Source organism: Amycolatopsis panacis (assembly GCF_003600245.1).
In the GTDB taxonomy this organism is placed as follows: Bacteria; Actinomycetota; Actinomycetes; order Mycobacteriales; family Pseudonocardiaceae; genus Amycolatopsis; species Amycolatopsis sulphurea.
This window is the reverse complement of the sequence record NZ_QZFV01000099.1, coordinates 1-21387: the sequence shown is the minus strand read 5'-3', so window position 1 is coordinate 21387 and position 21387 is coordinate 1. Positions and strand designations below refer to the sequence as shown.

20 protein-coding genes and 1 pseudogene are annotated in these 21387 nt (G+C 70.5%); 7 read left to right on the top strand and 14 right to left on the bottom strand.

The genetic code is table 11. The features are described from left to right. The first annotated feature begins 58 nt into the window (after positions 1-58). Positions 59-2209, top strand: a complete 2151-nt coding sequence (locus D5S19_RS21290; protein WP_120025126.1) for a hypothetical protein — start codon at positions 59-61, stop codon at positions 2207-2209. Between the two features lie 5 nt (positions 2210-2214). On the opposite strand, the gene D5S19_RS21285 is transcribed toward D5S19_RS21290, so the two are convergent. The 6 genes from D5S19_RS21285 to D5S19_RS21260 all read right to left on the bottom strand — a co-directional run bounded on the left by D5S19_RS21285 (position 2215) and on the right by D5S19_RS21260 (position 7768). After that, positions 2215-3609 (bottom strand): dihydrolipoyl dehydrogenase family protein, encoded by a 1395-nt coding sequence (locus tag D5S19_RS21285; RefSeq protein WP_199730614.1) that lies wholly within the window; start codon positions 3607-3609, stop codon positions 2215-2217. A 100-nt stretch (positions 3610-3709) separates the two neighbouring features. After that, positions 3710-4441, bottom strand: a complete 732-nt coding sequence (locus D5S19_RS21280; RefSeq protein WP_120025125.1) for a lipoate--protein ligase family protein — start codon at positions 4439-4441, stop codon at positions 3710-3712. Beyond that, positions 4438-5829 carry an NAD(P)(+) transhydrogenase (Re/Si-specific) subunit beta gene (locus D5S19_RS21275; RefSeq protein ID WP_120025124.1) on the bottom strand — a complete coding sequence of 464 codons (1392 nt, stop codon included), beginning with the start codon at positions 5827-5829 and terminating at the stop codon, positions 4438-4440. The genes D5S19_RS21280 and D5S19_RS21275 overlap by 4 nt, the downstream gene beginning before the upstream one ends. Before the next feature lie 73 nt (positions 5830-5902). Continuing rightward, positions 5903-6208 carry an NAD(P) transhydrogenase subunit alpha gene (locus tag D5S19_RS21270; protein ID WP_120025146.1) on the bottom strand — a complete coding sequence of 102 codons (306 nt, stop codon included), beginning with the start codon at positions 6206-6208 and terminating at the stop codon, positions 5903-5905. 2 nt (positions 6209-6210) lie between these two features. Beyond that, positions 6211-7317 (bottom strand): Re/Si-specific NAD(P)(+) transhydrogenase subunit alpha, encoded by a 1107-nt coding sequence (locus D5S19_RS21265; RefSeq protein ID WP_120025123.1) that lies wholly within the window; start codon positions 7315-7317, stop codon positions 6211-6213. A gap of 76 nt (positions 7318-7393) precedes the next feature. Further along, the gene (locus tag D5S19_RS21260; RefSeq protein WP_199730613.1) at positions 7394-7768 is read right to left on the bottom strand and encodes a hypothetical protein; all 375 of its coding nucleotides are present in this window, start codon (positions 7766-7768) and stop codon (positions 7394-7396) included. A gap of 26 nt (positions 7769-7794) precedes the next feature. Between D5S19_RS21260 and D5S19_RS21255 the strand changes: the two are divergent. The 4 genes and pseudogenes from D5S19_RS21255 to D5S19_RS21240 all read left to right on the top strand — a co-directional run. Further along, positions 7795-8187, top strand: a pseudogene (locus tag D5S19_RS21255) (response regulator transcription factor); the annotation flags it as partial. A gap of 17 nt (positions 8188-8204) precedes the next feature. Then, complete coding sequence (locus D5S19_RS21250; RefSeq protein WP_120025121.1) at positions 8205-8615, top strand: secondary thiamine-phosphate synthase enzyme YjbQ; 411 nt, start codon at positions 8205-8207, stop codon at positions 8613-8615. Positions 8616-8641: 26 nt separating this feature from the next. Then, positions 8642-9343, top strand: coding sequence for an HAD family hydrolase (locus D5S19_RS21245; protein ID WP_233574069.1), 702 nt, complete (start codon positions 8642-8644; stop codon positions 9341-9343). A gap of 205 nt (positions 9344-9548) precedes the next feature. Then, on the top strand, positions 9549-11738 hold the full coding sequence (locus tag D5S19_RS21240) for a bifunctional lysylphosphatidylglycerol flippase/synthetase MprF (protein ID WP_120025120.1): 2190 nt from the start codon (positions 9549-9551) through the stop codon (positions 11736-11738). 265 nt (positions 11739-12003) lie between these two features. Here the strand turns inward: D5S19_RS21240 and D5S19_RS21235 are convergent, their stop codons facing one another. Continuing rightward, positions 12004-13752 (bottom strand): proline--tRNA ligase, encoded by a 1749-nt coding sequence (locus tag D5S19_RS21235; RefSeq protein WP_120025119.1) that lies wholly within the window; start codon positions 13750-13752, stop codon positions 12004-12006. Positions 13753-13879: 127 nt separating this feature from the next. Here D5S19_RS21235 and D5S19_RS21230 point away from each other — a divergent pair, with 127 nt between their 5' ends. Then, on the top strand, positions 13880-14236 hold the full coding sequence (locus D5S19_RS21230; RefSeq protein WP_120025118.1) for a VOC family protein: 357 nt from the start codon (positions 13880-13882) through the stop codon (positions 14234-14236). Positions 14237-14973: 737 nt separating this feature from the next. Here the strand turns inward: D5S19_RS21230 and D5S19_RS21220 are convergent. The 5 genes from D5S19_RS21220 to D5S19_RS21200 all read right to left on the bottom strand — a co-directional run bounded on the left by D5S19_RS21220 (position 14974) and on the right by D5S19_RS21200 (position 18457). Next, entirely contained in the window at positions 14974-15753 is a 780-nt protein-coding gene (locus D5S19_RS21220; RefSeq protein ID WP_120025116.1) for an ESX secretion-associated protein EspG, read from the bottom strand. 3 nt (positions 15754-15756) lie between these two features. Beyond that, a complete protein-coding gene (locus tag D5S19_RS21215) occupies positions 15757-17052 on the bottom strand; it encodes a hypothetical protein (protein ID WP_120025115.1) in 1296 nt (431 codons plus the stop codon). Then, entirely contained in the window at positions 17052-17612 is a 561-nt protein-coding gene (locus D5S19_RS21210; RefSeq protein WP_120025114.1) for a DUF3558 domain-containing protein, read from the bottom strand. The genes D5S19_RS21215 and D5S19_RS21210 overlap by 1 nt, the downstream gene beginning before the upstream one ends. A gap of 44 nt (positions 17613-17656) precedes the next feature. Continuing rightward, entirely contained in the window at positions 17657-17989 is a 333-nt protein-coding gene (locus D5S19_RS31795; protein WP_147397479.1) for a hypothetical protein, read from the bottom strand. Positions 17990-18256: 267 nt separating this feature from the next. Continuing rightward, positions 18257-18457: an N-acetyltransferase gene (locus tag D5S19_RS21200; protein WP_120025112.1), complete on the bottom strand. Its 201-nt coding sequence runs from the start codon at positions 18455-18457 to the stop codon at positions 18257-18259. Between the two features lie 37 nt (positions 18458-18494). Here D5S19_RS21200 and yaaA point away from each other — a divergent pair, with 37 nt between their 5' ends. Next, on the top strand, positions 18495-19238 hold the full coding sequence (gene yaaA / locus D5S19_RS21195) for a peroxide stress protein YaaA (RefSeq protein ID WP_120025111.1): 744 nt from the start codon (positions 18495-18497) through the stop codon (positions 19236-19238). A gap of 7 nt (positions 19239-19245) precedes the next feature. Here yaaA and D5S19_RS21190 read toward each other — a convergent pair whose 3' ends face one another. Further along, positions 19246-20334 carry an NAD(P)/FAD-dependent oxidoreductase gene (locus tag D5S19_RS21190; protein WP_120025110.1) on the bottom strand — a complete coding sequence of 363 codons (1089 nt, stop codon included), beginning with the start codon at positions 20332-20334 and terminating at the stop codon, positions 19246-19248. Between the two features lie 5 nt (positions 20335-20339). Then, positions 20340-21104, bottom strand: a complete 765-nt coding sequence (locus D5S19_RS21185) for an NAD(P)-binding protein (RefSeq protein WP_267901139.1) — start codon at positions 21102-21104, stop codon at positions 20340-20342. Positions 21105-21387 lie beyond the last annotated feature (283 nt).

Here is a 21387-nt window from a genome sequence, read left to right as displayed (position 1 = left end):
CAGGCGGCCCGCCGCGCTAGCGTGAGGCACCGAAATGGACTGGTGAGGAGGGGATCCGGTGCGACTGGTCCGACTGGGACAGCAGCCCTCACGGGTCGCCGAGGACGTCCGGGCCGCGCTCGCCTCCCTCGGCCGGGGGAGCACCGTGATCGGCGGCGTCGCGTTGATCGGCGCCCGACCGGCGGACGAGCGTGCGGTCGAGGCGGTGGTACTGCTGCCCACCGGCGTGCTGATCGTGATCGGGGTCGACCTGCCCGATCCCGCGCTGCGCCTGGAAGCACCGCTCAGCGGCCCGTGGAAGGCCGACGGCTGGCCACTGGTGCACGGCGACGACGCGATCAACCCGGCCACCGAGGCACTCGACCTCTCCCAGGACTGCGAACGCCGGATCGCGGAACTGGGCGGCGGCCCGGTCGGCACGATCCTCGCGGTCGGCCCGTACGTGGAGACCGTCGAGCAGCCCCCCGGCGATCTGGCCGGCCCGGTCCGCGTCCTGCACCCGAGCCCGACGACCATGCTCGCCGCGACGGTCTCGCTGGCCACCGCCCGCCACCCGCGCTCGGTGGACCAGGTACGGGCGCTGCTCGCCGCGCTCGCCCCCGGCCTCCCGGACCTGTCCGACGAAGCCCTGCTGGGCGAGGGTTTCGTCCGTTTCTCCGACGACACTCCGGCTCCCGCGGAGATGCTCGGCACGGTGCCGGGACCTGCTGCCTCGCCGGAGTCCGGACGGGGTGCGAACGGCGCTGTCCTTGCCGCTGCCGGCGGAGCTGCCGTTGCCGGTGCCGTCGGAGGAGCTGCTGCGTCGGGTGCCGTTTCCGGGGCTGTCGGGCGGGATTCCGCCGAGGGGTCCGGCCGAGCTGCGACCGCGTGGACTTCCCGGCGGATCGTCACCGAGGAGGAGGGCACGGCTGCCGGAACTACGGTCGGTGTGCCCGCGGTGACGGGGAATGCTGCTCCGGAGGCGGCGGTCGTACCCGGCCAGGGTGGCGCCGGGATGTCGGAGACGGCTGCTGCGGCGGAAACCTCCGTTGGGGAAACGTCTGTGGCGGAAGCCTCCGGCCAAGCGGCGGTTGCGGAGCCGGCGGTTTCTCCGGTCGCGGATGATCCGGTTTCCCCGGCGGAGCCTGGCGGAGAAGCTCGGGGGACGGTCGCTTCCCCGGCCGAGACCGTCGTTCCGAAGGGTGTGGGCGGCTCTGCTGGTCCGGGCGCTCTCGCGAACCCCGGCAGCCCAGCAGGACCCGCCACTTCCGGCGACTCTGGGGCCGGACCGTGGCCCGGCCAGTCCGGCGACTCCGGGGATTCCAGCCGCCCCAGCGATTCCCGTGGCTCCGACGATCCCGGCGACGCCGAGGCGCACAAGCCCCGCGTGGCCCCGGCGCCGCCGGTGGCTCCGGCGACCTGGCCGGAGCCGGGCGAGGAAGACGACCTGGCCGTGGCGTCCGAGACTCCGGTCGAGCCGGGGGGACGGATCAACGGGAAGACGCCGTTCCCGGCCATCCAGCATGGGGATGACGAGAGTGCCCGGCCGACGTCGTCGGTCGCGCTGGAGGAAGCGGAGGCAATGCCGCCGCCGGACGAGCCCAGGACGACCAAGACGAGCCGGTGGGTGCCGCTTGGGGCGATCGCGCTGCTGGTAGTGCTCGCGGTGGCCGCGGTGGTCGTCGCGACCAGCGGGGGCAGCAGCGGGGAGACGGCCGCGCCGCCGCCCGTCAGTAGTGCGCAGCCGGTGCGCACCGCTGCTCCGGTCACCAGTGCGCCGCCGAGCAGTGTGGTGCCCAGCCTGAGTTTCGACGCGCGGGCGAACAGCGCCGATCAGCGCTGTGCCTCGCACGCGTTCGGGGACGTGCAGGGCAGTCTCCAGCAGACGAGTTGCTCAGGCGTTCGCCGTGCCAGTTTCACCGCCGAGGTGGACGGCCGGGCCGCCGCGGTCACCGTCGCCGTGGTCGAGTTCCCGAGTGCCGCGCAGGCCGCGCACTTCAAGGAGATCGCGGACAACCCGGGCGGCGGCGGGATCCTCGACGTGGCCGCCGAGACCGGCACATGGCGCGGCGACGTCCCGCGGTTCGAGAACGCCGCCTACGTCAGCCGGATCGAGGGCACGGGGGTTCGCCTGGTGCAGGCGGTCTGGATGCCGGGGCCGTCCACTTCGGACGATCCCGGCCTGGTCCGCGCGGCGAAGGGCGCGCTGGAGCTGCCGCTGACCTCCTGAGCGGCTCAGAGCCCGTACGCCTCCAGCAGCCGCAGCCACACCTCGCTGATCGTGGGGAACGCCGGTACCGCATGCCACAACCGGTCCAGCGGAACCTCGCCGACCACGGCGATGGTCGCCGAGTGCAGCAGCTCCGAGACGTCCTGCCCGACGAAGGTCACGCCGAGCACCACGCCGCGTTCGGTGTCCACCACCATCCGGGCCTTGCCCGCGTACCCGTCGGCGTGCAGCGAAGAGCCCGCGACCGCGATGTCGATGTCCACGACCCGGTCGGCGGAGCCTTCGCGTGCCTCCGTCAGCCCGACCGAGGTCACCTCCGGATCGGTGAACACCACCTGTGGCACGGCATGGTGGTCGGCAGTGGCGCTGTACCGGCTCCACGGCTCGGTGGGGACTTCCGCACCGCGTGCCCGCGCGGCCACGGTGTCACCGGCGACGCGCGCGCCGTACTTGCCCTGGTGGGTCAGCAGCGCGCGGCCGGTCACGTCGCCCGCCGCATAGAGCCAGCCACCGTCCACTGCGGACACCCGGCCGCTTTCGTCCACCGCCAGCGGGCCGCTGGCAGGCAGGCCGAGCACGTCCAGGCCGACCTCGCCGGTGGCCGGTGCCCGCCCAGTGGCGACCAGCAGCTCGTCCACCACGAGTTCCGTGCCGTCGACCAGCGTCAACGCGGTGCCACCGTCCACAACGGACACCTCGCGCAGCCCGGACGAGGCATGTACCCGCACCCCGGCCTCCCGTAGCCCGTCGAGCAGCAGGTCACCGGCGAAGTCCGGCAGCTTCGGCAGCGGCCGCGGGCCGGTGATCACCAGGTCCACACGCGCGCCGAGCCGTGCCCACGCCTGCGCCATCTCGACGCCGACCACGCCACCACCGAGCACGCCGAGCCGCGCGGGTACCTCGGACGCCGACGTCGCCTCGCGTGAACCCCACGGCCGGATCGCGTCCAGCCCGGGAATCGGCGGCAGCCGCGGGACGCTGCCGGTGCACACGATCACCGCGTGCCGCGCGATGAGCACCTGATCGTCGCCGACGGTGACCTCGCGTTCGCCGGTGACGCGCCCGTGCCCGCGGATCGGTTCGATGCCCGCGCCACGCGCCCACTCGACCTGCCCGGTGTCGTCACCCTTGCCGGTGAACCAGTCGCGGCGCGCGAGCACGCGGGCCGCGTCCAGCTCGTCCCCGATCGGCACGCCGGGCATCCGCTTGGCCGCGGCGAGCAGATTCCCCGGGCGCAGCAACGCCTTGCTCGGGATACACGCCCAGTAGGAGCACTCCCCGCCGAACCGCTCGTGTTCGACCAGCGCCACCTTCAGCCCGCCCCTCGCGGCCCGCTCGGCGGCCACCTCACCCACCGGGCCCGCACCGATCACCACGACGTCGAAAGTCAGTTCCGCCATACGCCCAGGGCACACCACCGGAGTGGATCACGCAAGCGCACCACCGAACGTACGGCTGTGAAGGGACCCTTCACAGCCTCTGATTCCGTGAAGGGACCCTTCACGGACCGAGCTGCCGGCCGTCGGAATGCCAAGGCGGGTGGTGGTAGCGCGTGCTCAGCAAAGTGCGGTGCCGGGCGAGTTCGGCGGAGGTGGGTGGACGAGGGGTGAGCGGGCCGAGCAGCTCGGCGGCGACGGTGCGGACGACCGTTTCGACCTGGCCGTGCGGCAATCGGACGCCGTGATCCGCCAGGGACGCGACCTTGCTGCGGTGCGAGTCGAGGGGTTTCGGATCCGGCGGCGGACCGGTGAGGTAGGCGCCGACGCGCGCCGCGTCCGTGTCGACGAGCAGCGTCGAGTGCGCGAGCAGGCCTTCCTTCGTGCGGAAAACCGCGAACCCGCACAGCTTCGCCTCGCCGACGAACACGCCCCGATCACCGAGCCGCGGCAGCAGCCCGAGCCACTCGACCACACCGGTCATCAGCCTGCCGAGCATCTCCATCGGCCGATCCGCGGGGCCGGGCAGCACGAGCGTCACGTTGAGGTTGCCGGGATCGTGGAACACCGTGCCGCCGCCACTGGCGCGGCGCAGCACCGGCACCCCGTCACGGAGGCAGTCGGCCACCCGGACCTCCCGGGCGATCTTCTGCCCGCGCCCGACCACGACGCACACCGGATTGCGCCACAGCCACAGCAACGGCGCTGCCGGAGCCTCCCGCAACAACGCCTCGTCGAAGGCGAGATTCTCGGCCGGACCCGCGAACTCGGCCCGCACATCCGACCCACCGCTCATAGGGTTTTGAGTTCCTCCACGATCTCGCCCACCGACGATTTCGCGTCGCCGAAGAGCATGCTGGTCTTCGGATCGTAGAACAGCTCGTTGTCGATTCCGGCGAAGCCCGAACTCATCCCGCGCTTGAGCACGATCACCGAGCGGCTCTCGCTGACCTTCAGGATCGGCATCCCGTAGATCGGCGAACCCGGATCGGTCTGCGCGGCCGGGTTCGTCACGTCGTTCGCGCCGATCACGAGCGCGACGTCGGTCTGCGCGAATTCGGAGTTGATCTCGTCCATCTCACGCAGTTGCTCATACGGCACGTCGGCCTCGGCGAGCAGCACGTTCATGTGTCCCGGCATCCGGCCGGCCACCGGGTGGATCGCGTAGGCGACCTCGATGCCCTTGCTCTCCAGCAGTTTCGCCATCTCGCGCACTGCGTGCTGCGCCTGTGCCACGGCCATCCCGTACCCGGGCACCACGACGACCTTGCTCGCGTAGGCCATCTGGATCGCGGTGTCCGCGGCGCTCGTGCTGCGCACCGGCCGGACCTCACCGGAGCCGGACCCGCCGCTCGTGACCGCGGTGCCACCGCCGAATCCGCCGGCCACGATCGCCGGAATCGACCGGTTCATCGCTTTCGCCATCAGGTTGGTCAGGATCGAACCGGACGCGCCGACGATCATGCCCGCGACGATCAGCGCGGTGTTCGACAGCGCCAGCCCCATCGCCGCCGCGGAAAGCCCGGTGAACGCGTTCAGCAGCGAGATCACCACCGGCATGTCCGCACCGCCGATCGGCAGCACCACCAGCACGCCCAGCAGCGCGGCCGTGACCAGCAGCCCGATCATCAGCACCTCGCCGTCCCCGCCCGCGGCGATCACCACCGCACAGGCCAGCGCCGCCAGCAGCACCAGCACGTTCAACGGCTGCTGCAGCCTGCCGAGGGTGACCGGGCGGCCGGTGATCAGCTCCTGCAGCTTGCCGAACGCGATGTTCGAGCCCCAGAACGAGATCGAACCGATCAGCGCGGCGAACAACGAGGCGATCGCGACATACCGCGGCTCGTGCGCATACGCGCCGGTGTCGCGGAATTCGACCCACGCGATGAGCGCGACCGCACCGCCGCCGACACCGTTGAACAGCGCCACCATCTGCGGCATCGCGGTCATCTTCACCTTGCGCGCGGACGGCACGCCCACCAGCGCACCGATCGCGACGCCGAGCACGATCAGCGGCCAGTTGCCCATACCCGGGGTGAGCAGCGTGGCGATCACCGCGATTCCCATACCCGTGGCGGCGATCCAGTTGCCGCGCACCGCGGTACGCGGACCGGTCAGCCCCATCAGGCCGTAGATGAACAACGCGAACGCGACGATGTAGAGAACGGCGACAAGCTGCGTCACTTGCCCGCCTCCTGTGTCTTGCGGGACACCCGCACCCGGTCGGCATCACGAGCAAGCTGACGCGATCGTGTGCTCATGACGCCTCCTCATCCGCACCCGGCTGCGGCTTCTTTCCTTTGAACATCGCCAGCATCCGGTCCGTGACAAGGAATCCACCGACCACGTTGATCGTGCCGAAGGCGATCGCGATCACCAGCAGCACCTTGTTCAGCACCCCGTCCACGCCGAGGCCGAGCACGATCAGGCCGCCGAGCAGCACGATGCCGTGGATCGCGTTGGTCCCCGACATCAACGGCGTGTGCAAGGTGTTCGGCACCTTCGAGATCACCGCGAAGCCCACGAAACCCGCGAGCACGAGCACGGCCAGGTTCTCCACCAGGGTCACGACTCGCTCCCTTCCCGGCCGGCCACGCAGGCACCGGCGACGACCTCGTCGGAGAAGTCCAGCCGCAGCTCACCCTCCTTGGTCACGAGCAGCTCCAGCAGCTCGGTCACGTTGCGCGCGTACAGCTCGCTCGCGTGCGCGGGCATTCCGGCGGGCAGATTGAGCGGCGCACTGACCGTGACGCCGTACACCACCACGTCTTCGCCCGGACGGCTCAGCGCGCAGTTCCCACCGGATTCCCCGGCCAGGTCGAGCACCACTCCCCCGGCGGGCATGCCCCGCACCGCTTCCTCGGTGACCAGCGTCGGCGCTTTGCGTCCAGGCACCAGCGCGGTGGTGACCACGACGTCGAACTTCGTGATCGCCTCCGTGAGCCGACGTTGCTGCTCCGCGCGTTCCTCCTCGGTCAGCTCCCGGGCGTAGCCGCCTTCACCGACCGCCTCGATACCGAGGTCGAGGAACTGCGCGCCGAGCGAACGGACCTGTTCGCCGACTTCGGGCCGCACGTCGTAGCCGGTGGTCTGAGCGCCCAGCCGTTTCGCCGTGGCCAGTGCTTGCAGCCCGGCCACCCCGGCGCCGAGCACCAGCACCTTCGCCGGGGGCACCGTGCCCGCCGCGGTGGTGAGCATCGGGAAGAACCGGGTCAGCTTCTCCGCCGCCAGGAGCACCGCCCGGTAACCGGCGACGCTGCTCTGCGAGGACAGCGCGTCCATCGCCTGCGCACGGGAGATCCGCGGCACCGCTTCCATCGCGAACGCCCGGATGCCGGCTTTCTCCAGTGCGGCAATACCTTCCGGATCGCCGCGGGGATCGAGAAATCCGATCAGCACGGCGCCACGCTTGAGCTTCGCGATTTCCTCGGCGGTCGGCGTGGCGACCTTGACCACAACGTCCGCCTGCCAGGGATCTCCCAGCTCGGCACCGGCCTCGGTGTACGCGTCGTCGGTCAGCTGCGCGCCCGCGCCCGCCCCTCGCTCGACGATCGTGGTCAGGTCGCGTTGCGCGAGCCTCGGCACCAGCTTCGGCACGAGCGCGACCCGGCGTTCGCCGGGCCGGGACTCGGTGACCACGCCGACCGTGAGCCGGCTTCCGTCTTCCGCCACGCGACCTCCTCGACAGTGAGGATCATCGGACGTGCCAGGTCTACCACGCGCCGGGCAGCCGCCCTAGTCATCGCGATCAGGTTGACCTGGCCGGCGGCGGCCAATACGGCACCCCGAGCAGGATCATCCGGAGCCGCTTCTGGGCCATCTGCAGGATCCGCTCGTCCGCGCCGGTGTCCCCGGGCCGGGTGTCCAGCAGCTCCGCGACAGTGCCGAGCATGGCCGTGACGATCAGGTCGGCGAGCAGCCGCAGGTCCTCGGTGGGCCAGTCGCGCAGGTACTCGAACCGGGCCAGGTCGACGGCCAGATCACCGGCGAACATCCGCAGTTCCACCGCGATCGCCCGGGGCACCGGGCCGGTCCCCGCGTAACGCTCCCGCGTGACGAACCGGAAGTGCGCCTCGTGCGCGCGCACTTGCCGGTGCAGCGTGTGCACCGAGGCGCGGATCATGCGTTCCCCGGCCAGAGAGCGGGGTGTACGTCGAGACGAACTACGCCAGGCAGCTGCTGGCCGGCGACACGGGCGCGGTCGGCTACCTGCTCAAGGACCGGGTGGCCGAGGTGTCGGACTTCCTCACCGCGCCGGACCGGGTCGCGGCGGGCGAGACGGTGCTCGACCCGGAGGTGGTGCGCCAGCTGTTCGCGGGCACCGGCCGGACGGGCTCGCTCGCCCGGCTGACCCCGCGGGAACGCGAGATCCTGGGCCTGATGGCGCAGGGCCGGTCGAACTCGGCGATCGCGACCGAGACCTTCCTGTCCGCCGGATCGGTCGAGAAATACGTCACGAGCATTTTCGGCAAGCTCCGCCTGCTGCCCTCCGAGGGGCACAACCGGCGGGTGCTCGCTGTGCTCCGTTACCTCGATTCCTGAGCCCTACGCTGAAGCCCATGTACTCCACCGAGATCGAGGTACGCACCGGCCACAGTGCGGTGGTGCACGACCTGACCCGCGAGACCGAAGCGTTCCTGCGCGACGCCGACGCCACCGACGGCCTCCTGCACGTGTGGGTACCGCACGCCACCGCCGGGCTCGCCGTACTGGAGACCGGCGCGGGCAGCGACGACGACCTGCTCGCCGCCCTCGACGAGCTGCTCCCCCGCGACGACCGCTGGCAGCACCGGCACGGCAGCGCCGGGCATGGCCGTGACCACGTGCTGCCCGCGCTGATCCCGCCGTACGCAAGCGTGCCGGTCCTGGGCGGGGTGCTGATGCTGGGCACCTGGCAATCGGTGTGCTTGGTGGACACGAACGTCGACAATCCGGTGCGCCGGGTGCGCTTCAGCTTCCTCGCCGGGTGAGCGCCGCGTCGGTACCATCGTCGGGCGTGACGACGCGCGCGCACCGGCTGGTGCTCTGGGACATCGACCACACGCTCGTGGACTACACCGGACTCGGCAGCGTCTGGTACGCCGCCGCGCTCGCCGGCGCGACCGGAGTACAGATGCACTCCCGGCCCCACTACGGCGGGCACACCGAGCTGGCGATCAGCACGGAAATCCTGACCCTGCACGGCATCGAGGCCGACGAAGCGACGATCCGGCGGCTCTGGCGCGAGCTGATCGCCGCGGCCGGCCGCGACGCGGACACGCTGGCCGGAAAGGGCCGGGCGCTCGACGGAGCAGCGACCGCGCTCGCCGAGTTCGGCGCCCACGACGGGATCGTGCAGACCCTGGTCACCGGCAACCTGCCGGAGATCTCCCGGCACAAACTCGCCGCGTTCGGTCTCGACACGCATCTGGATCTGGAGATCGGCGGCTACGGCTCGCTGTCCGCGCACCGCTCGGACCTCGTCCCGCACGCCGTCTCCGCCGCCGCGGACAAGCACGGCACGAAGTTCGCCCCGGAGGCCGTGGTCGTCATCGGGGACACCCCGGACGACGTCCGCGCCGCGCTGGACCACGGCGCGACCGCGGTGGCCGTGGCGACCGGCGGCCACCCCGCCGCCGAACTCGCGGACGCCGGGGCGCACACGGTACTGCCCGATTTGACCGATCTCGCCGCCGTCCGCGCGGCGGTACTCGGCTGATCGCCGGAGGGCAACCCCTGTTCCGCACCTCCGCGACCCGCTCTGCCCGGGTACGACCGGCATTCGCGCAGGTGAGAGCGAACTGGGTCATCGATCGTCACCCTTGTGGCCAGACCGGGGTCCTCCCCCGGTAGCACACCCTTAGGGGAAGATGTCGCCCCGTCGATGGATGCCTCGATCGCGCGACCAGTACAGACTATGGATCATGACCACCGCAACGCCGGCCGGGAAGACCGCCGACGGTGCCGGTACGAGGGGACACGAGCGAGCGCTCGGCAGGTTCGCCGTGCTGTGGCACCGGCTACCGTTCACCACTGTCGTGGTGCTCGCGATGCTGATCGTGGGCTTCGCCAGTGGTTCGTTCTGGCAAGCCGCCGAGCACCAGGGCGCCTTCCCGTACTACGCCTACGGGCTGCCGTCGATGGAGAACGGCCGCTGGTGGACGATGGTGACCGGGCCGTTCTTCGCGTTGCGGCCGTTGTTCTACCTCCCGATGACGGGCACCTTCGCGCTGCTGGCCGGGATCGCCGAATGGAAGCTGGGCACCCGGCGGGCGATGGCGGTCACCATCGGCGGCCAGGTGGTCTCCACCCTCGCCGCCCTGCAGTTCCTCGAACTGTGCCGGAACTCCGGCTGGGAGTGGGCGGACCGCATCGCGACCACCCTCGACGTCGGGTTCTCCGGCGGGACGCTGGCCGCGATCGCGGTGGCGAGCGCGACCCTGCGCCATCCGTGGCGGCTGCGGCTGCGTGCCGGGCTGTGCGTGTACGCCGGGGTGGCCATCATGTTCGTCGGCAACCTCGCCGACCTGGTGCACTTCTTCGCCCTCATCGTCGGTCTCCCGCTCGGCCACCGGCTGGCCGGGCCGAACCGGGCGAAGGACGTCCGCAAGACCAGCGCGCGCGAATGGCGGTTCCTCGCCTGCGCCGGGCTGGTGCTGCTCACCGTCGCCGAGATCGTGATGTGGCTGCTGCCCGACGACGGCCCGTTCGGTTCCGCGGACGAGGTCTCCCTGTCCGGGCTGGAAGTGCTGGCGTTGTGCCTGGTCGTGGTGCCGATGCTGAACGGGTTGCGCCGCGGTTCACGGTTCGCCTGGCTGTGCTCGGTCGTGCTCAGCGCCGCCGCGGTGGGGCAGGTGGTCGTGGTCGGCGCCGTGGTGGTGGTCACCAGGGTGTTCCACGCGGACTTCGACGACCACGGGCTCGCGCTGTTCTTCGTGGACAATCTCCTGTGGACATTCGAGCTGGTGCTGCTGCTGTCCGCGAGCAAGGCCTTCCGGACGCCCTCGCGGCGCCGCTGCCGCAAGCTGTTCCGGCCCGGCCCGGACCCGGCGTTCGCCCGGCTGCTGCTGGGGCGCAACGGCGGCAGCACCCTCTCGTGGATGACCACTTGGCCGCACAACTCCTACTTCGTCGCCTCCGACGGCGCGTCCTACCTGGCCTACCAGCGGCATGCCGGTGCCGCCGTGGCGCTCGGCGATCCGGTCGCCCCGGACGGCTCCGGGGAACGCACGCTGCGGGAGTTCGCCACGATGTGCGAGAACACCGGGCTGGTGCCGTGCGTGTTCTCCGCGACGGCCTCGGCGGTCGCGGTGACCAGGGAGCTGGGCTGGCAGCACGTGCAGGTCGCCGAAGACACCCTGGTGGACCTGGAGAACCTGCAGTTCCGCGGCAAGGCCTGGCAGGACGTGCGCACCGCGCTGAACCGGGCGAAGAAGGACGGGATCGAGTTCCGCCTGGTGCGGCTGGCCGAGCAGCCGCCGGAGATCCGCGACCAGGTGCGGGAGCTGTCGAAGGAGTGGATCGGCGAGAAGGGCCTGCCGGAAATGGGCTTCACCCTCGGCGGGGTGGACGAGGCGATGGACCCGGCCACCCGGGTCGGGCTGGCCGTGGACGCCGAGGGCGTCGTGCACGGGGTGACCTCGTGGCTACCGGTGCACACCGGCGCGGGCACCGTCGGCGGCTGGACCCTCGACGTGATGCGCCGCCGCGGCGACGGGTTCCGCCCGGCGATGGAGTTCGTGATCGCCTCGGCCTGCCTCGCCTTCCGCGAGGAGGGCGCCCGGTTCGTGTCGCTGTCCGGGGCGCCGCTGGTCCGCAGCCGGGAGCGCACGCAGAGCCGGGCAGTGGACCGGATGCTCGACAAGCTGAGCACACTGATGGAGCCGTACTACGGATTCCGCTCGCTGCACGCGTTCAAGGCGAAGTTCCAGCCGCGGCACGAACCGCTGTACCTGGCTTTCCGTGATGAAGCGGATCTGCCCCGGATCGGCCTCGCGCTCGGCCGGGCGTACCTGCCCAACGCCGGACTGAAGGACTTCGCCAAGCTCGCCCTGCGCCGTCAGCGGACCGGCGGCGGCGTCGAGGACCACTCTGCCGCGGGGATTCCGCAGTAGCCGCGCCGGCTTCGGCAGTGCTCGGGCGGGGTTCACCACCGGCCGGGAGGTGGATCCCACGCGGGCGGGCAGGACTCAGGCAGGTTCGCCACCAGCTCCGAGGCGATCCCACGTCGGTAGGCACAGCTCAGGGTGAAGCTCGGGCGGTCTGCCGCCGACTCGGCGGGTCCCCAGGCGGGCAGGTCACGGCGCCCACCGGCGGACCCGCACAAACCAGCGTTGCCGCACCCGCCTGAGCAGGTGCGGCAACGAAAACTGCTCCGGATCAGGCGCGGACCAGCTTCGTCAGGTGGCCGACCACCGCGTCGACCGCGATTTCCTCGCGTTCGCCGCTGCGGCGGTCCTTCACCTCGACCAGCCCGTTCGCCAGGCCCCGGCCGACCACCAGGATCGTCGGCACGCCGACCAGCTCCGCGTCCGCGAACTTCACGCCCGGCGTGGACTTGCGGTCGTCCAGCAGCACTTCGAGACCGGCGTCGTCGAGTTCCGCGGCGAGCTTCTCCGCCCCGGCGCGCACCGTGTCGTCCTTGCCCGCGATGACCACGTGCACGTCGAACGGAGACACCTCGCGCGGCCAGATCAGGCCCGCGCCGTCGTGGTTCTGCTCGGCGAGCACACCGACCAGCCGGGACACCCCGACGCCGTAGGACCCCATGGTGATCCGGACCGGCTTGGAGTCCGGGCCGAGCGCGTCGACCTCGAACGCGTCGGTGTACTTGCGGCCGAGCTGGAAGATGTGCCCGATCTCGATCCCGCGCGCGGCAACCAGCGTGCCCTGGCCGTCCGGCGAGGCGTCGCCTTCGCGGACCTCGGCGGCCTCGATCGTGCCGTCCGGGGTGAAATCGCGGCCCACGACCAGATCGAGCACGTGGTGATCGGGCTGGTCGGCGCCGGTCAGCCAGGCCGTGCCCTCGACCACGCGGGGATCGACGAGGTAGCGGATCCCGTTCTCCTGCAACGACTTCGGCCCGATGTAACCCTTGACGAGGAAGCGGTTCTTCGCGAAGTCCGCCTCGTCGATCAGCTCGACCTCGGCCGGTTCGAGCGCGGCTTCCAGCCGTTTGAAGTCCACCTCACGGTCGCCGGGCACGCCGACACCGAGCAGCTCCCACTCCTTCGCGCCCGGCCGGCGGATCTTCACCAGGACGTTCTTGAGCGTGTCCGCGGCGGTGAACTCGCGGCCGAGCCCGGCAGCGTTGAAGAACGCGACGAGCGTTTCGATGGTCGGCGTGTCCGGGGTGTGGTGCACCTGCGCCTCGGGCAGCCCGTCCAGCGGACGCGCGGGCGGCACGGGCGTGACCACGGCCTCGACGTTCGCCGCGTAACCCGATCCCGTGCTGCGTACGTAAGTGTCCTCACCGGTCTCGGCGACCGCGAGGAACTCCTCCGACGCCGACCCGCCCATCGCGCCCGACGTGGCGGCGACGATCACGTACTCCAGGCCGAGCCGGTCGAACAGCTTGATGTACGCACCACGGTGCGCCTGGTAGGACCGCTCCAGGCCCTCGTCGTCAAGGTCGAAGGAGTAGGAGTCCTTCATGACGAACTCGCGGCCGCGCAGGATGCCCGCACGGGGCCGGGCCTCGTCCCGGTACTTCGTCTGGACTTGGTACAGGATCACCGGGAAGTCCTTGTACGAGGTGTATTCACCCTTCACGGTGAGCGCGAACAGCTCCTCGTGCGTGGGGCCGAGCAGGTAGTCGGCGCCGCGGCGGTCCTTGAGCCGGAAGAGGTTGTCGCCGTACTCGGTCCAGCGGTTGGTGGCCTCGTACGGTTCGCGGGGCAGCAGCGCGGGGAACTGGAGCTCCTGCGCGCCGATCGCGTTCATCTCCTCGCGCACCACCTGCTCGATGCGCCGCAGCACCCGCAGCCCGAGCGGGAGCCACGAGTAACCGCCCGGGGCGACCCGGCGGACGTAGCCGGCGCGGACCAGCAGCTTGTGGCTGGGTACCTCGGCGTCCGCCGGATCCTCGCGCAACGTGCGGAGGAACAACGACGACATCCTGGTGATCACTGCGGACTCCCTGCACTGAGCGGTGCTCTAGACGTTTGGCACAGAGTAGTCAACCCCCCGGCCGCGACGCATGCGGGTTATCCGCGGCTGCCGGTTTCTGTCGGTCCCCGGAGCTAGCCTGCCGGGCATGACACTCGAACTGCGCATGATCACCGTCGACTGCGCCGACCCGCGTGCGCTGGCAGCCTTCTGGACCGCGGCGCTGGACGTACGTGTGGCCGCCGACTACGGCGGGTTCCTGATGCTCGAACAACCGCCCTCGGGCGGGCCGGTCCTCGGGTTCCAGCAGGTCCCCGAACCTCGCACGGGGAAGAACCGGCTGCACGCCGATTTCACCGCCTCCGACCGCGCGGCCGAGGTGCAGCGCCTCGTCAGCCTGGGCGCCACGGAACTGGACCAGCACTCCTTCCCCGGCTTCGCCTGGACCGTCCTGGCCGACCCGGAAGGCAACGAGTTCTGCGTCGCGGAGCACGGCGCCCATTGAGCGGCGAACCCACAGCCAGCAGTCCGAAACCAGTGATCATGACCCACACCGAACCCGGTCAGCCCTGACCCGGCCCGATGCCACTGCGCGGCCGGATCGCGCTGGTCACCGGGGTCAGCCGCCGCGCAGGAATCGGCTATGCCATTGCCCGGCGGCCGGCCGCCTCAGGCGCCGGCCTGGTCCTGCATCACCACAGCGAGCAACCCCGGGGCGCGGACCCTGAGGGGCCGGAGAGCATCGCGACGGACGTGACCGGGACCTTGGGCGACCCCGACACCCGCGTCCACCACACCGGACTCGACCTTGCCGAGTCCGACGCGCCCCAGACGCTGATCAACACCGCCGTCGACGCGTTTCAGGCACATCGACATCCTCGTCCGCTACCACGCCCGCGGCGGAGGCGACGGCCAACTGGGCGTCCTGGACGCGGCCATGCTCGACGCCCACTGGGCGGTCAACACCCGACCGACAATCCTGCTCACCCAAGCCTTCGCCGCCCAGCACGACGACCGCCCCGGCGGGCGAGTCATCTGAAGTCGCCTACGCCGCCAGCAAAGGCGCGTTAGCCTCCATCACCCGCACCCTGGCCGACCATCTCGCGGACCGCGCCATTCACCGTCAACCCCGGCCCCGTCGATACCGGCTACGCCCCGTCCGACATACACGAAGCCGTGCGCCAGCGCTTCCCGCAGGGACGGTGGGGCGTTCCGGACGACCCCGCCCGGCTCACCCGGGCTCTACTCAAGCGCGCCCGAGGCAGCAACGAGCGCAGCAGCCAGGCGGGCACGATGACCGGGCCGGAGAGTGACCTGCGGTGCGCCGTCCGGGCCGTCGGTCACGAAGCTCAGCACACGGCCCCGGCCGACCAGATCGATGGCGGACAGCGGCGCGCTGCGCGCACGTTCCCCGGTCCGGGCGCGGATCGCGATGTAGAGCTGGTGGATCGCGGCTCGCTCGGCGCGCATCAACAGGCGCAACTCATCTGCCTGGTCGGAGAGCTCGGCGAGCGGGTCGTCCGCCCCGAAGTCATGACCGGCGTCGTCGTAGTGCGCCTTCGGCACGGACAACGACCGGATCCGAGCCGCGGGGTAGGTGGGCAGCGCGTCCACCAGGCTTTCGATCACCTTCGCCGGCCGGATGGGGTCCAGCTGGATCACCTCGTGATCGGTGATCAGCCGGATGGCGTCCCGTCCGGAATCCGCGGTCAGGGACGCCCCGCTCTCGTGCTCGCCGGCGTAGTGGCAGTTGCTCCAGGCGTACGCCTCACGCCGGGCCGCGGCGAGAACCGCCAGCGTGGCCCGATAGCGCGGCGCGAGCAGGCCGTCCGCGTCGGCCAGACCGAGGCGGGCAAGCACCCCCAGCGCCCGTTCCCGCAGCGCGGCAGTGGCTTCGCCGGTCCGATAGGTCTGGTCCGGGTCGACGACAGCCGGGAGCGCGCCGAGCCCGGCCAGCTCCCAGGACACCAGAAACACCGGCCGGGTCAGCCGCACCGGCCGTTCGATGACGTTGCCCGGCATGGGTCAGCCCCCGATCGTCGGGGGCGTGGCCGGCAGCCCGGTCCGCGGATCCACCAGCCGCTCGCCGTCGTCGTCGGTCAGGCCGAGCACGGAATCGTCGTCCACGCCGTACTTGCGCTGGTGTTCCTTGTCGTCCTCACCCTTGCCGCCGGCCGGCGGCACACCACCAACGACTCCCCCGCCACGCGCACCGGCGAGCCCACGACCCGCACCACGCATGCTCCCTTCCGCGCCGACACCCGATCCCGCACCACCGCCCGGTCCACCAGACCGCCCACGGCCAGCCGATCCGCCGGGCCTGCCCGGTCCAGGCGACGTGCCACCCTCGAATCCGCCGGACCACGACGAATCGCCCCCGGAGCCAGTCGCCGAACCGGGCACCGGCAGTGCAGGCGTCGAACCGGACCGCTGCTCGGGTAGCAGCGGCGGCGGTACAGCGCCCGCCGTTCGCATATCGCCACCACCGGACGGATCACCCACCTCAGCCGACGGTCGGTGACCACCCGAAGACGCGGGCTCCTGCGGCCGAGCGAAACCTTTCGACTCCGAGCCCTCGACCGGTGGCGGGGGCGTATCCGCGACACCACCCACACCGGTCGGCTCCGGCTGGACATACGAATGATTGCCCGGCCCGCTATGCGGCTTGTGCGGCGAAGGGGAAGGCCCTGGGGCTTGCGCAGCAAGCTTGATCTGGCCGTCAAAAGCAGTCAACTGGCCGTAATCGTTCTTCAAACCCTGACCACTGGCCTGCGCCTGCTTCGCATAACCGTGGTAGCGATCCAGATTCTCCTGCGCAATCCTGTTGTAGGTAGTGATCTGCTCTTCGGTGTCGGTGTCCCACGGCGTCGCGGTATCGAAGAAGTTCTTGTGCGGCGGCGTTTTCGGCATCGCCTGCAACGCGGACTTCATCTGGTCGAACCCGTGCGCCAGATCCGCCAGGTTCCGTGAATTGCCGACATAGGTCTCCCCCGCCACAGCAGAAGCATCGCCCAACGGCCGGATCCTCCCCCGCGCCGCCTCTGCCCCGTTTCCCGACCATACCGATTCCAGACCAGTACTCAGCCGCTGCACATCAGCACTGACCTCATCATGATCCTTTGCGATCTGATCCAGCGAAGTTGCGCCTTGATGCCATTCCACAGCACCCTTGCTGGCCAGAATTATCTCCACCAGCTCCGGCGCCGGAACGGCCTGATCGCCGGTATTTCCGTGCCACACGTTCGAAGCCCATTGCTCGACCTCGTTGAATTGCTCGTTCAACCATTGCACACCATCGCCGACCCAGTCGAACATGCTCATCACGAACCCGCCTTCTGCCGCAGGTTGGTGGCGACCATGCCGGCCACCCGCGCCGCCAGTTCGCACGGGTCCGCATGCGCCTCCTTCCTGGCACGACTCAAGATCAGCCCCGCATCGAACGAGACGTTGTCGGCAATCCCGACGCTCACCGTGCAGATGTCACCCAGCTTGCTTTCTTTGCTGACATATCCCACGGCCGGAAAGCCCTGAATCAGCGGAAACACCCGCCACACCGAGGTTTGCGGCTTGGCGTTCCGGTAGACCGCGCTGAGCCCTTGGTGATCCTGTGTCACGTAGCTGACCGAGACGCTGGCGTCAGCGTGCCAATCGCAGCTTGGGCCGAGGCCGTCTATGGAATCCGGTTTACCTTGGGGCACGGTGCCGAGGATCTGGGCAAGCTGGTCCGAGGTCAGCGCACTCTGACAGGGGTCGCCGGAGAGCACGGACGCCGGGAGCGGGTGATCGACTTTGGGGGCACCACTGTGCGGCACATTCGTACTTGCCGAGGACGCCGGAGCACTCGCAGGTACGGCGGCCGGTTTCGCGGAACAACCTCCCACCGCAAGAACAGCCCCGGCCAAGGCAATCAATGCTCGGGGCGCCCTCACGCGAACCCCTTGCCTTCACCCGGCGCCACATTCTCGACGTCGACCCTTGCCTGATTGTCCGACGACTCGGTAATCCCGAGTGCCTGCTCCAGCCGCAATACCAGCTCATTCGCATAGTTATACGCAAGTTCGATCTGCGCTCTGCCCGCCCCGAGCACACCACTATTGTGGTCTTCACCCACCATGTGCCTGTTGTAACTGTTTCCATTTGGCTCGTCAGCCGGCGGATTCATCCGAAGCGTTGTTTCTGCCTTCCGACGCATATCCCTATATTTGTCGCGAACACGCCTGGCCACGACGAGCATGCTCCGCGCCTCGTCGACGGACATCGCGAACCCCGGCCCCGCACCCCCACCGGACGCTCCCCCACCTCCCGGCCGGTCGGTGATCGCGAAGCCGAGTCCTTCGAGCCACGTCGGCCCGGACGCAGGTTGAGACACGGAATTCCCCCTCCGGCTACACCCGTTGGCGCCGGCGGAGCAACTCACCCGAAAACACTCCGCCCCTGACTCAGGGTAGCGGACATTTCACCGAAAGGTACCTTCTTATGGCGGAACCACCCCCGGGCACTTGGTCCCAACGCCCACGACGCTCCGTCAGTTCAACGGCAGTACGTAGCTATACGTGCTCTCCGCGACCTGGAACCCACACCGCTCGTACACCGACAGCGCCCCGTGGTCGTTCTCCACGTCCACGCTCAGCGCGGAGCGCTCGAAACCGGCCTCGGGGGAGCGCGCCGGCGTCGGTGAGCGTGAGGGGGCGCCAGGTGAGGTCCACACCAAGAGGGTAGGAACCACCCCCGCACCCCGATCGCCCGGCGGCTACGCTCCGGGAGTGCTGGTGCTCCTCCCCCCTTCCGAGACCAAGGCCGACGGCGGCAAAGGTGCTCCGCTCGATCTCGGCGCGCTGTCCTTCCCCGAGCTGAACCCGGTGCGCGCCAAGCTCACCGACGCGCTGGTCGAGCTGGCCGGCGACGTTCCGGCCAGCCTCTCCACGCTCGGTATCTCCGCCCGACAGGCCGACGAGGTCACCCGCAACGCGCAGCTGTGCACCTCCCCCACGATGCCCGCGCTGCGCCGCTACACCGGCGTGCTCTACGACGCGCTCGATGTGCGCGGTTTCACCCGCGCCGGGCTCGCCAAGGCCCAGCGGCGGCTCGCCGTCACCTCAGCCCTGTTCGGGGTGGTCTCGGCGACCGACCCGATTCCGGCCTACCGGCTCTCCGGCGGGAACACCGTGCCCGCACTGGGTACCGTGCGCGGGCTGTGGAAACCGGTGCTGGAGCCGGTGCTGCGCGAGGTCGAAGGCCTGGTGATCGACCTGCGGTCGGGCACCTACGCGGCCTTCGCGAAACTGCGCCCGGACGCGGTCACGGTGCGCGTGGTCACCGAGGACGCGCGGGGCAACCGCACCACCGTCAGCCATTTCAACAAGGCGTACAAGGGAAAACTGGCCGCCGTGCTCGCCACCTCCCGCAGCGAACCGTCCACTGTGGAGCAGTTGCTCCGGGTCGTGTCGAACGCGGGCCTGACCGTGGAGCGCACCGGCGAGCACGCGCTGGAGCTGCTCACCGGCTGAGCCCGCGTCAGGCGAACCGAGCCGGGGCGCACGGGGCGAGCAGGTCCGCCGGCACGTCCTCACCCAGAACGAGGTCCGCGACCAGCTTCCCGGCGTAGGGCGCCAGCGTCAGCCCGGCCGGGCCGAAGCCGGTGGCCAGGAACAGCCCGGACGCCACCTGGCCGAGCAGCGGCAGCGTGTCCGGCGTCGCCGGGCGGAAGCCCACGCGGGTCTCCGCGAGGCTCGCATCGGCCAGCCCGGGAGCGACGGCGAGCGCCTCGTCCAGGATCTCCCGCTGACCGGCGACGGTCACCCGGTGGTCGAAACCCGAGCCGGTTTCGCGGGTGGCGCCCGCGACCACCCGGCCGCCGGGGAACGCAAGCAGGTAGTGACCGCTCTGCGGCAGGACGACCGGCCACGCCGCGGTATCGGTGCCCGGCAGGTCGAAGTGGCTGATCTGCCCCCGTTGCGGCGCCACCGGCACGGGTACACCCAACGGCTCGGCGACGTCGGCCGACCACGCTCCGGCAGCCAGCACGACCGCGTCGCCGTCCAGCTCGTCCGCCCCCGCGCGTACCCGCAACCCGGGTTGCAACGAAGCGCCCGCCTGGATGAACTGCACGCCCCGGTCGATCGCAGCGGAGATCAGCGCACGGCGCAGCACCCGGCCATCCACCCGGCCGGCGCCGGTCAAGTGCACTGCCGCGAGGTCCGGCGCCAGCGGCGGAAACAGCTCGCGTACCTGCGCCGGATCAAGGCGCTGCGAAGTGCCCGCTTCCGGCGCGTCCGCGATCCGGGCGGCGATCCGCTCCTGCTCGGCGGCGAGTTCGCGCTCGTCCGCTGAAACGACGAGCCCGCCGACCACCTCATACGACGGCTCGTGCCCGAGTTCCCGCAGCTCAGCCGCGAGCTGCGGGTAATAGCGGCCGGCCGCGGCAGCGAGCGGGTACACCGCGTCGTCCCACCGCGAGGTCCACGGGCTGACGATCCCGGCCCCCGCGTCCGTGGCCACGCCCGGCAGCTCCGCGTCCACCACCACGACATCCGCCCCGCGCACGGCCAGGTGGTAGGCCGTCGCAGCACCACCCATCCCGCTACCGATCACGATCACACGCATGTCCCTCACCCTGCCCGTCCGGCGCCGAAACGTCGACCGAGCACGGCCATCGCGGCGTTATGTCCCGGAATTCCGCTCACTCCGCCGCCCCGCATCGCGCCGGCACCGCAGAGCAGCACGCGCTCGTGGGCCGTCTCGACACCCCAGGTCCCGGCTTCGCCGTACGGCCAGGACAGATCCCGGTGGAAGATGTGCCCTCGGGGCAGGCCCAGCTCGGTCTCCAGATCCAGCGGTGTCTTCGCTTTCCACGCACGGGTTGCCGTCCGCGTGCCGGCCGCTCGAAGAACGTCTCCCATGCCTCGTCGTCGCCAATCCGCGATCGCAGCTCCGTACGGGAAGGCAATGGCTCGGTGAGACTGTCGAAAGTCACCGCGGCGACCCGTCCGGCCAGCGCGTAGAACCTTTGCCAGGCCTCGAAGTCCTTTGTGGACCCTGTGACCGTACGGAACGACTCGGCGGTGCGCGCCTCGGCCGCGGTGTCGACAAGGAGACCTGTTCCGTCGACCGGGCGTGTACGAGGACATCCGGCGCCGCCGCAGCCGAACGTCCAGCCCGAGGTCCGCGATGATCCGCCGGGGCAGCAGGCCGACCAGGTAGGAATAGCGGGACAACCGCACGTCGACCCCCGCGAACGGGCGTGCGGACACCGCCGCGCCACCGATCCCGCCGCGCCGTTCGAGCACCAGCACCGACCGTCCGGCCCCGGCCAGATAGGCCGCCGCGACCAGCCCGTTGTGCCCGCCGCCCACGATCACCGCGTCGTAGTCCATGCGCGCAAGCCTAGAAGCCCACGGCCCCGGATAAATCGGTTGCGCCGCCGTCCCACCGCGCGGCACGCTGGGCACCGATCGGCAGGGTGCCGGGGTGAGGAGGTGCGTCATGGAGCTTGTCCGGGCGTTTTCCTGCCCGCTTCCGCCCGTCCTGCCCGGCTAGCCGGGTGTTTCGCACATGAGTGATGGTGGGCGGACCCGGGAACTCCGGATTTGTTGATCATGGCGGTTGGGTGGGGTCGACCGCAAGGAGGTCGAGTAGCCGGGCTTGGATCGGGGTCGG

Bases quoted from the DNA above. Each gene is read 5' to 3' on its own strand.
- D5S19_RS21285 (WP_199730614.1), bottom strand. From the start codon at position 3,609: ATGGCGGAACTGACTTTCGACGTCGTGGTGATCGGTGCGGGCCCGGTG.
- D5S19_RS21280 (WP_120025125.1), bottom strand. From the start codon at position 4,441: ATGAGCGGTGGGTCGGATGTGCGGGCCGAGTTCGCGGGTCCGGCCGAG.
- D5S19_RS21260 (WP_199730613.1), bottom strand. From the start codon at position 7,768: ATGATCCGCGCCTCGGTGCACACGCTGCACCGGCAAGTGCGCGCGCAC.
- D5S19_RS21250 (WP_120025121.1), top strand. From the start codon at position 8,205: ATGTACTCCACCGAGATCGAGGTACGCACCGGCCACAGTGCGGTGGTG.
- D5S19_RS21240 (WP_120025120.1), top strand. From the start codon at position 9,549: ATGACCACCGCAACGCCGGCCGGGAAGACCGCCGACGGTGCCGGTACG.
- D5S19_RS21230 (WP_120025118.1), top strand. From the start codon at position 13,880: ATGACACTCGAACTGCGCATGATCACCGTCGACTGCGCCGACCCGCGT.
- D5S19_RS21220 (WP_120025116.1), bottom strand. From the start codon at position 15,753: ATGCCGGGCAACGTCATCGAACGGCCGGTGCGGCTGACCCGGCCGGTG.
- D5S19_RS21215 (WP_120025115.1), bottom strand. From the start codon at position 17,052: ATGAGCATGTTCGACTGGGTCGGCGATGGTGTGCAATGGTTGAACGAG.
- D5S19_RS31795 (WP_147397479.1), bottom strand. From the start codon at position 17,989: ATGTCCGTCGACGAGGCGCGGAGCATGCTCGTCGTGGCCAGGCGTGTT.
- D5S19_RS21190 (WP_120025110.1), bottom strand. From the start codon at position 20,334: ATGCGTGTGATCGTGATCGGTAGCGGGATGGGTGGTGCTGCGACGGCC.
- D5S19_RS21185 (WP_267901139.1), bottom strand. From the start codon at position 21,104: ATGGACTACGACGCGGTGATCGTGGGCGGCGGGCACAACGGGCTGGTC.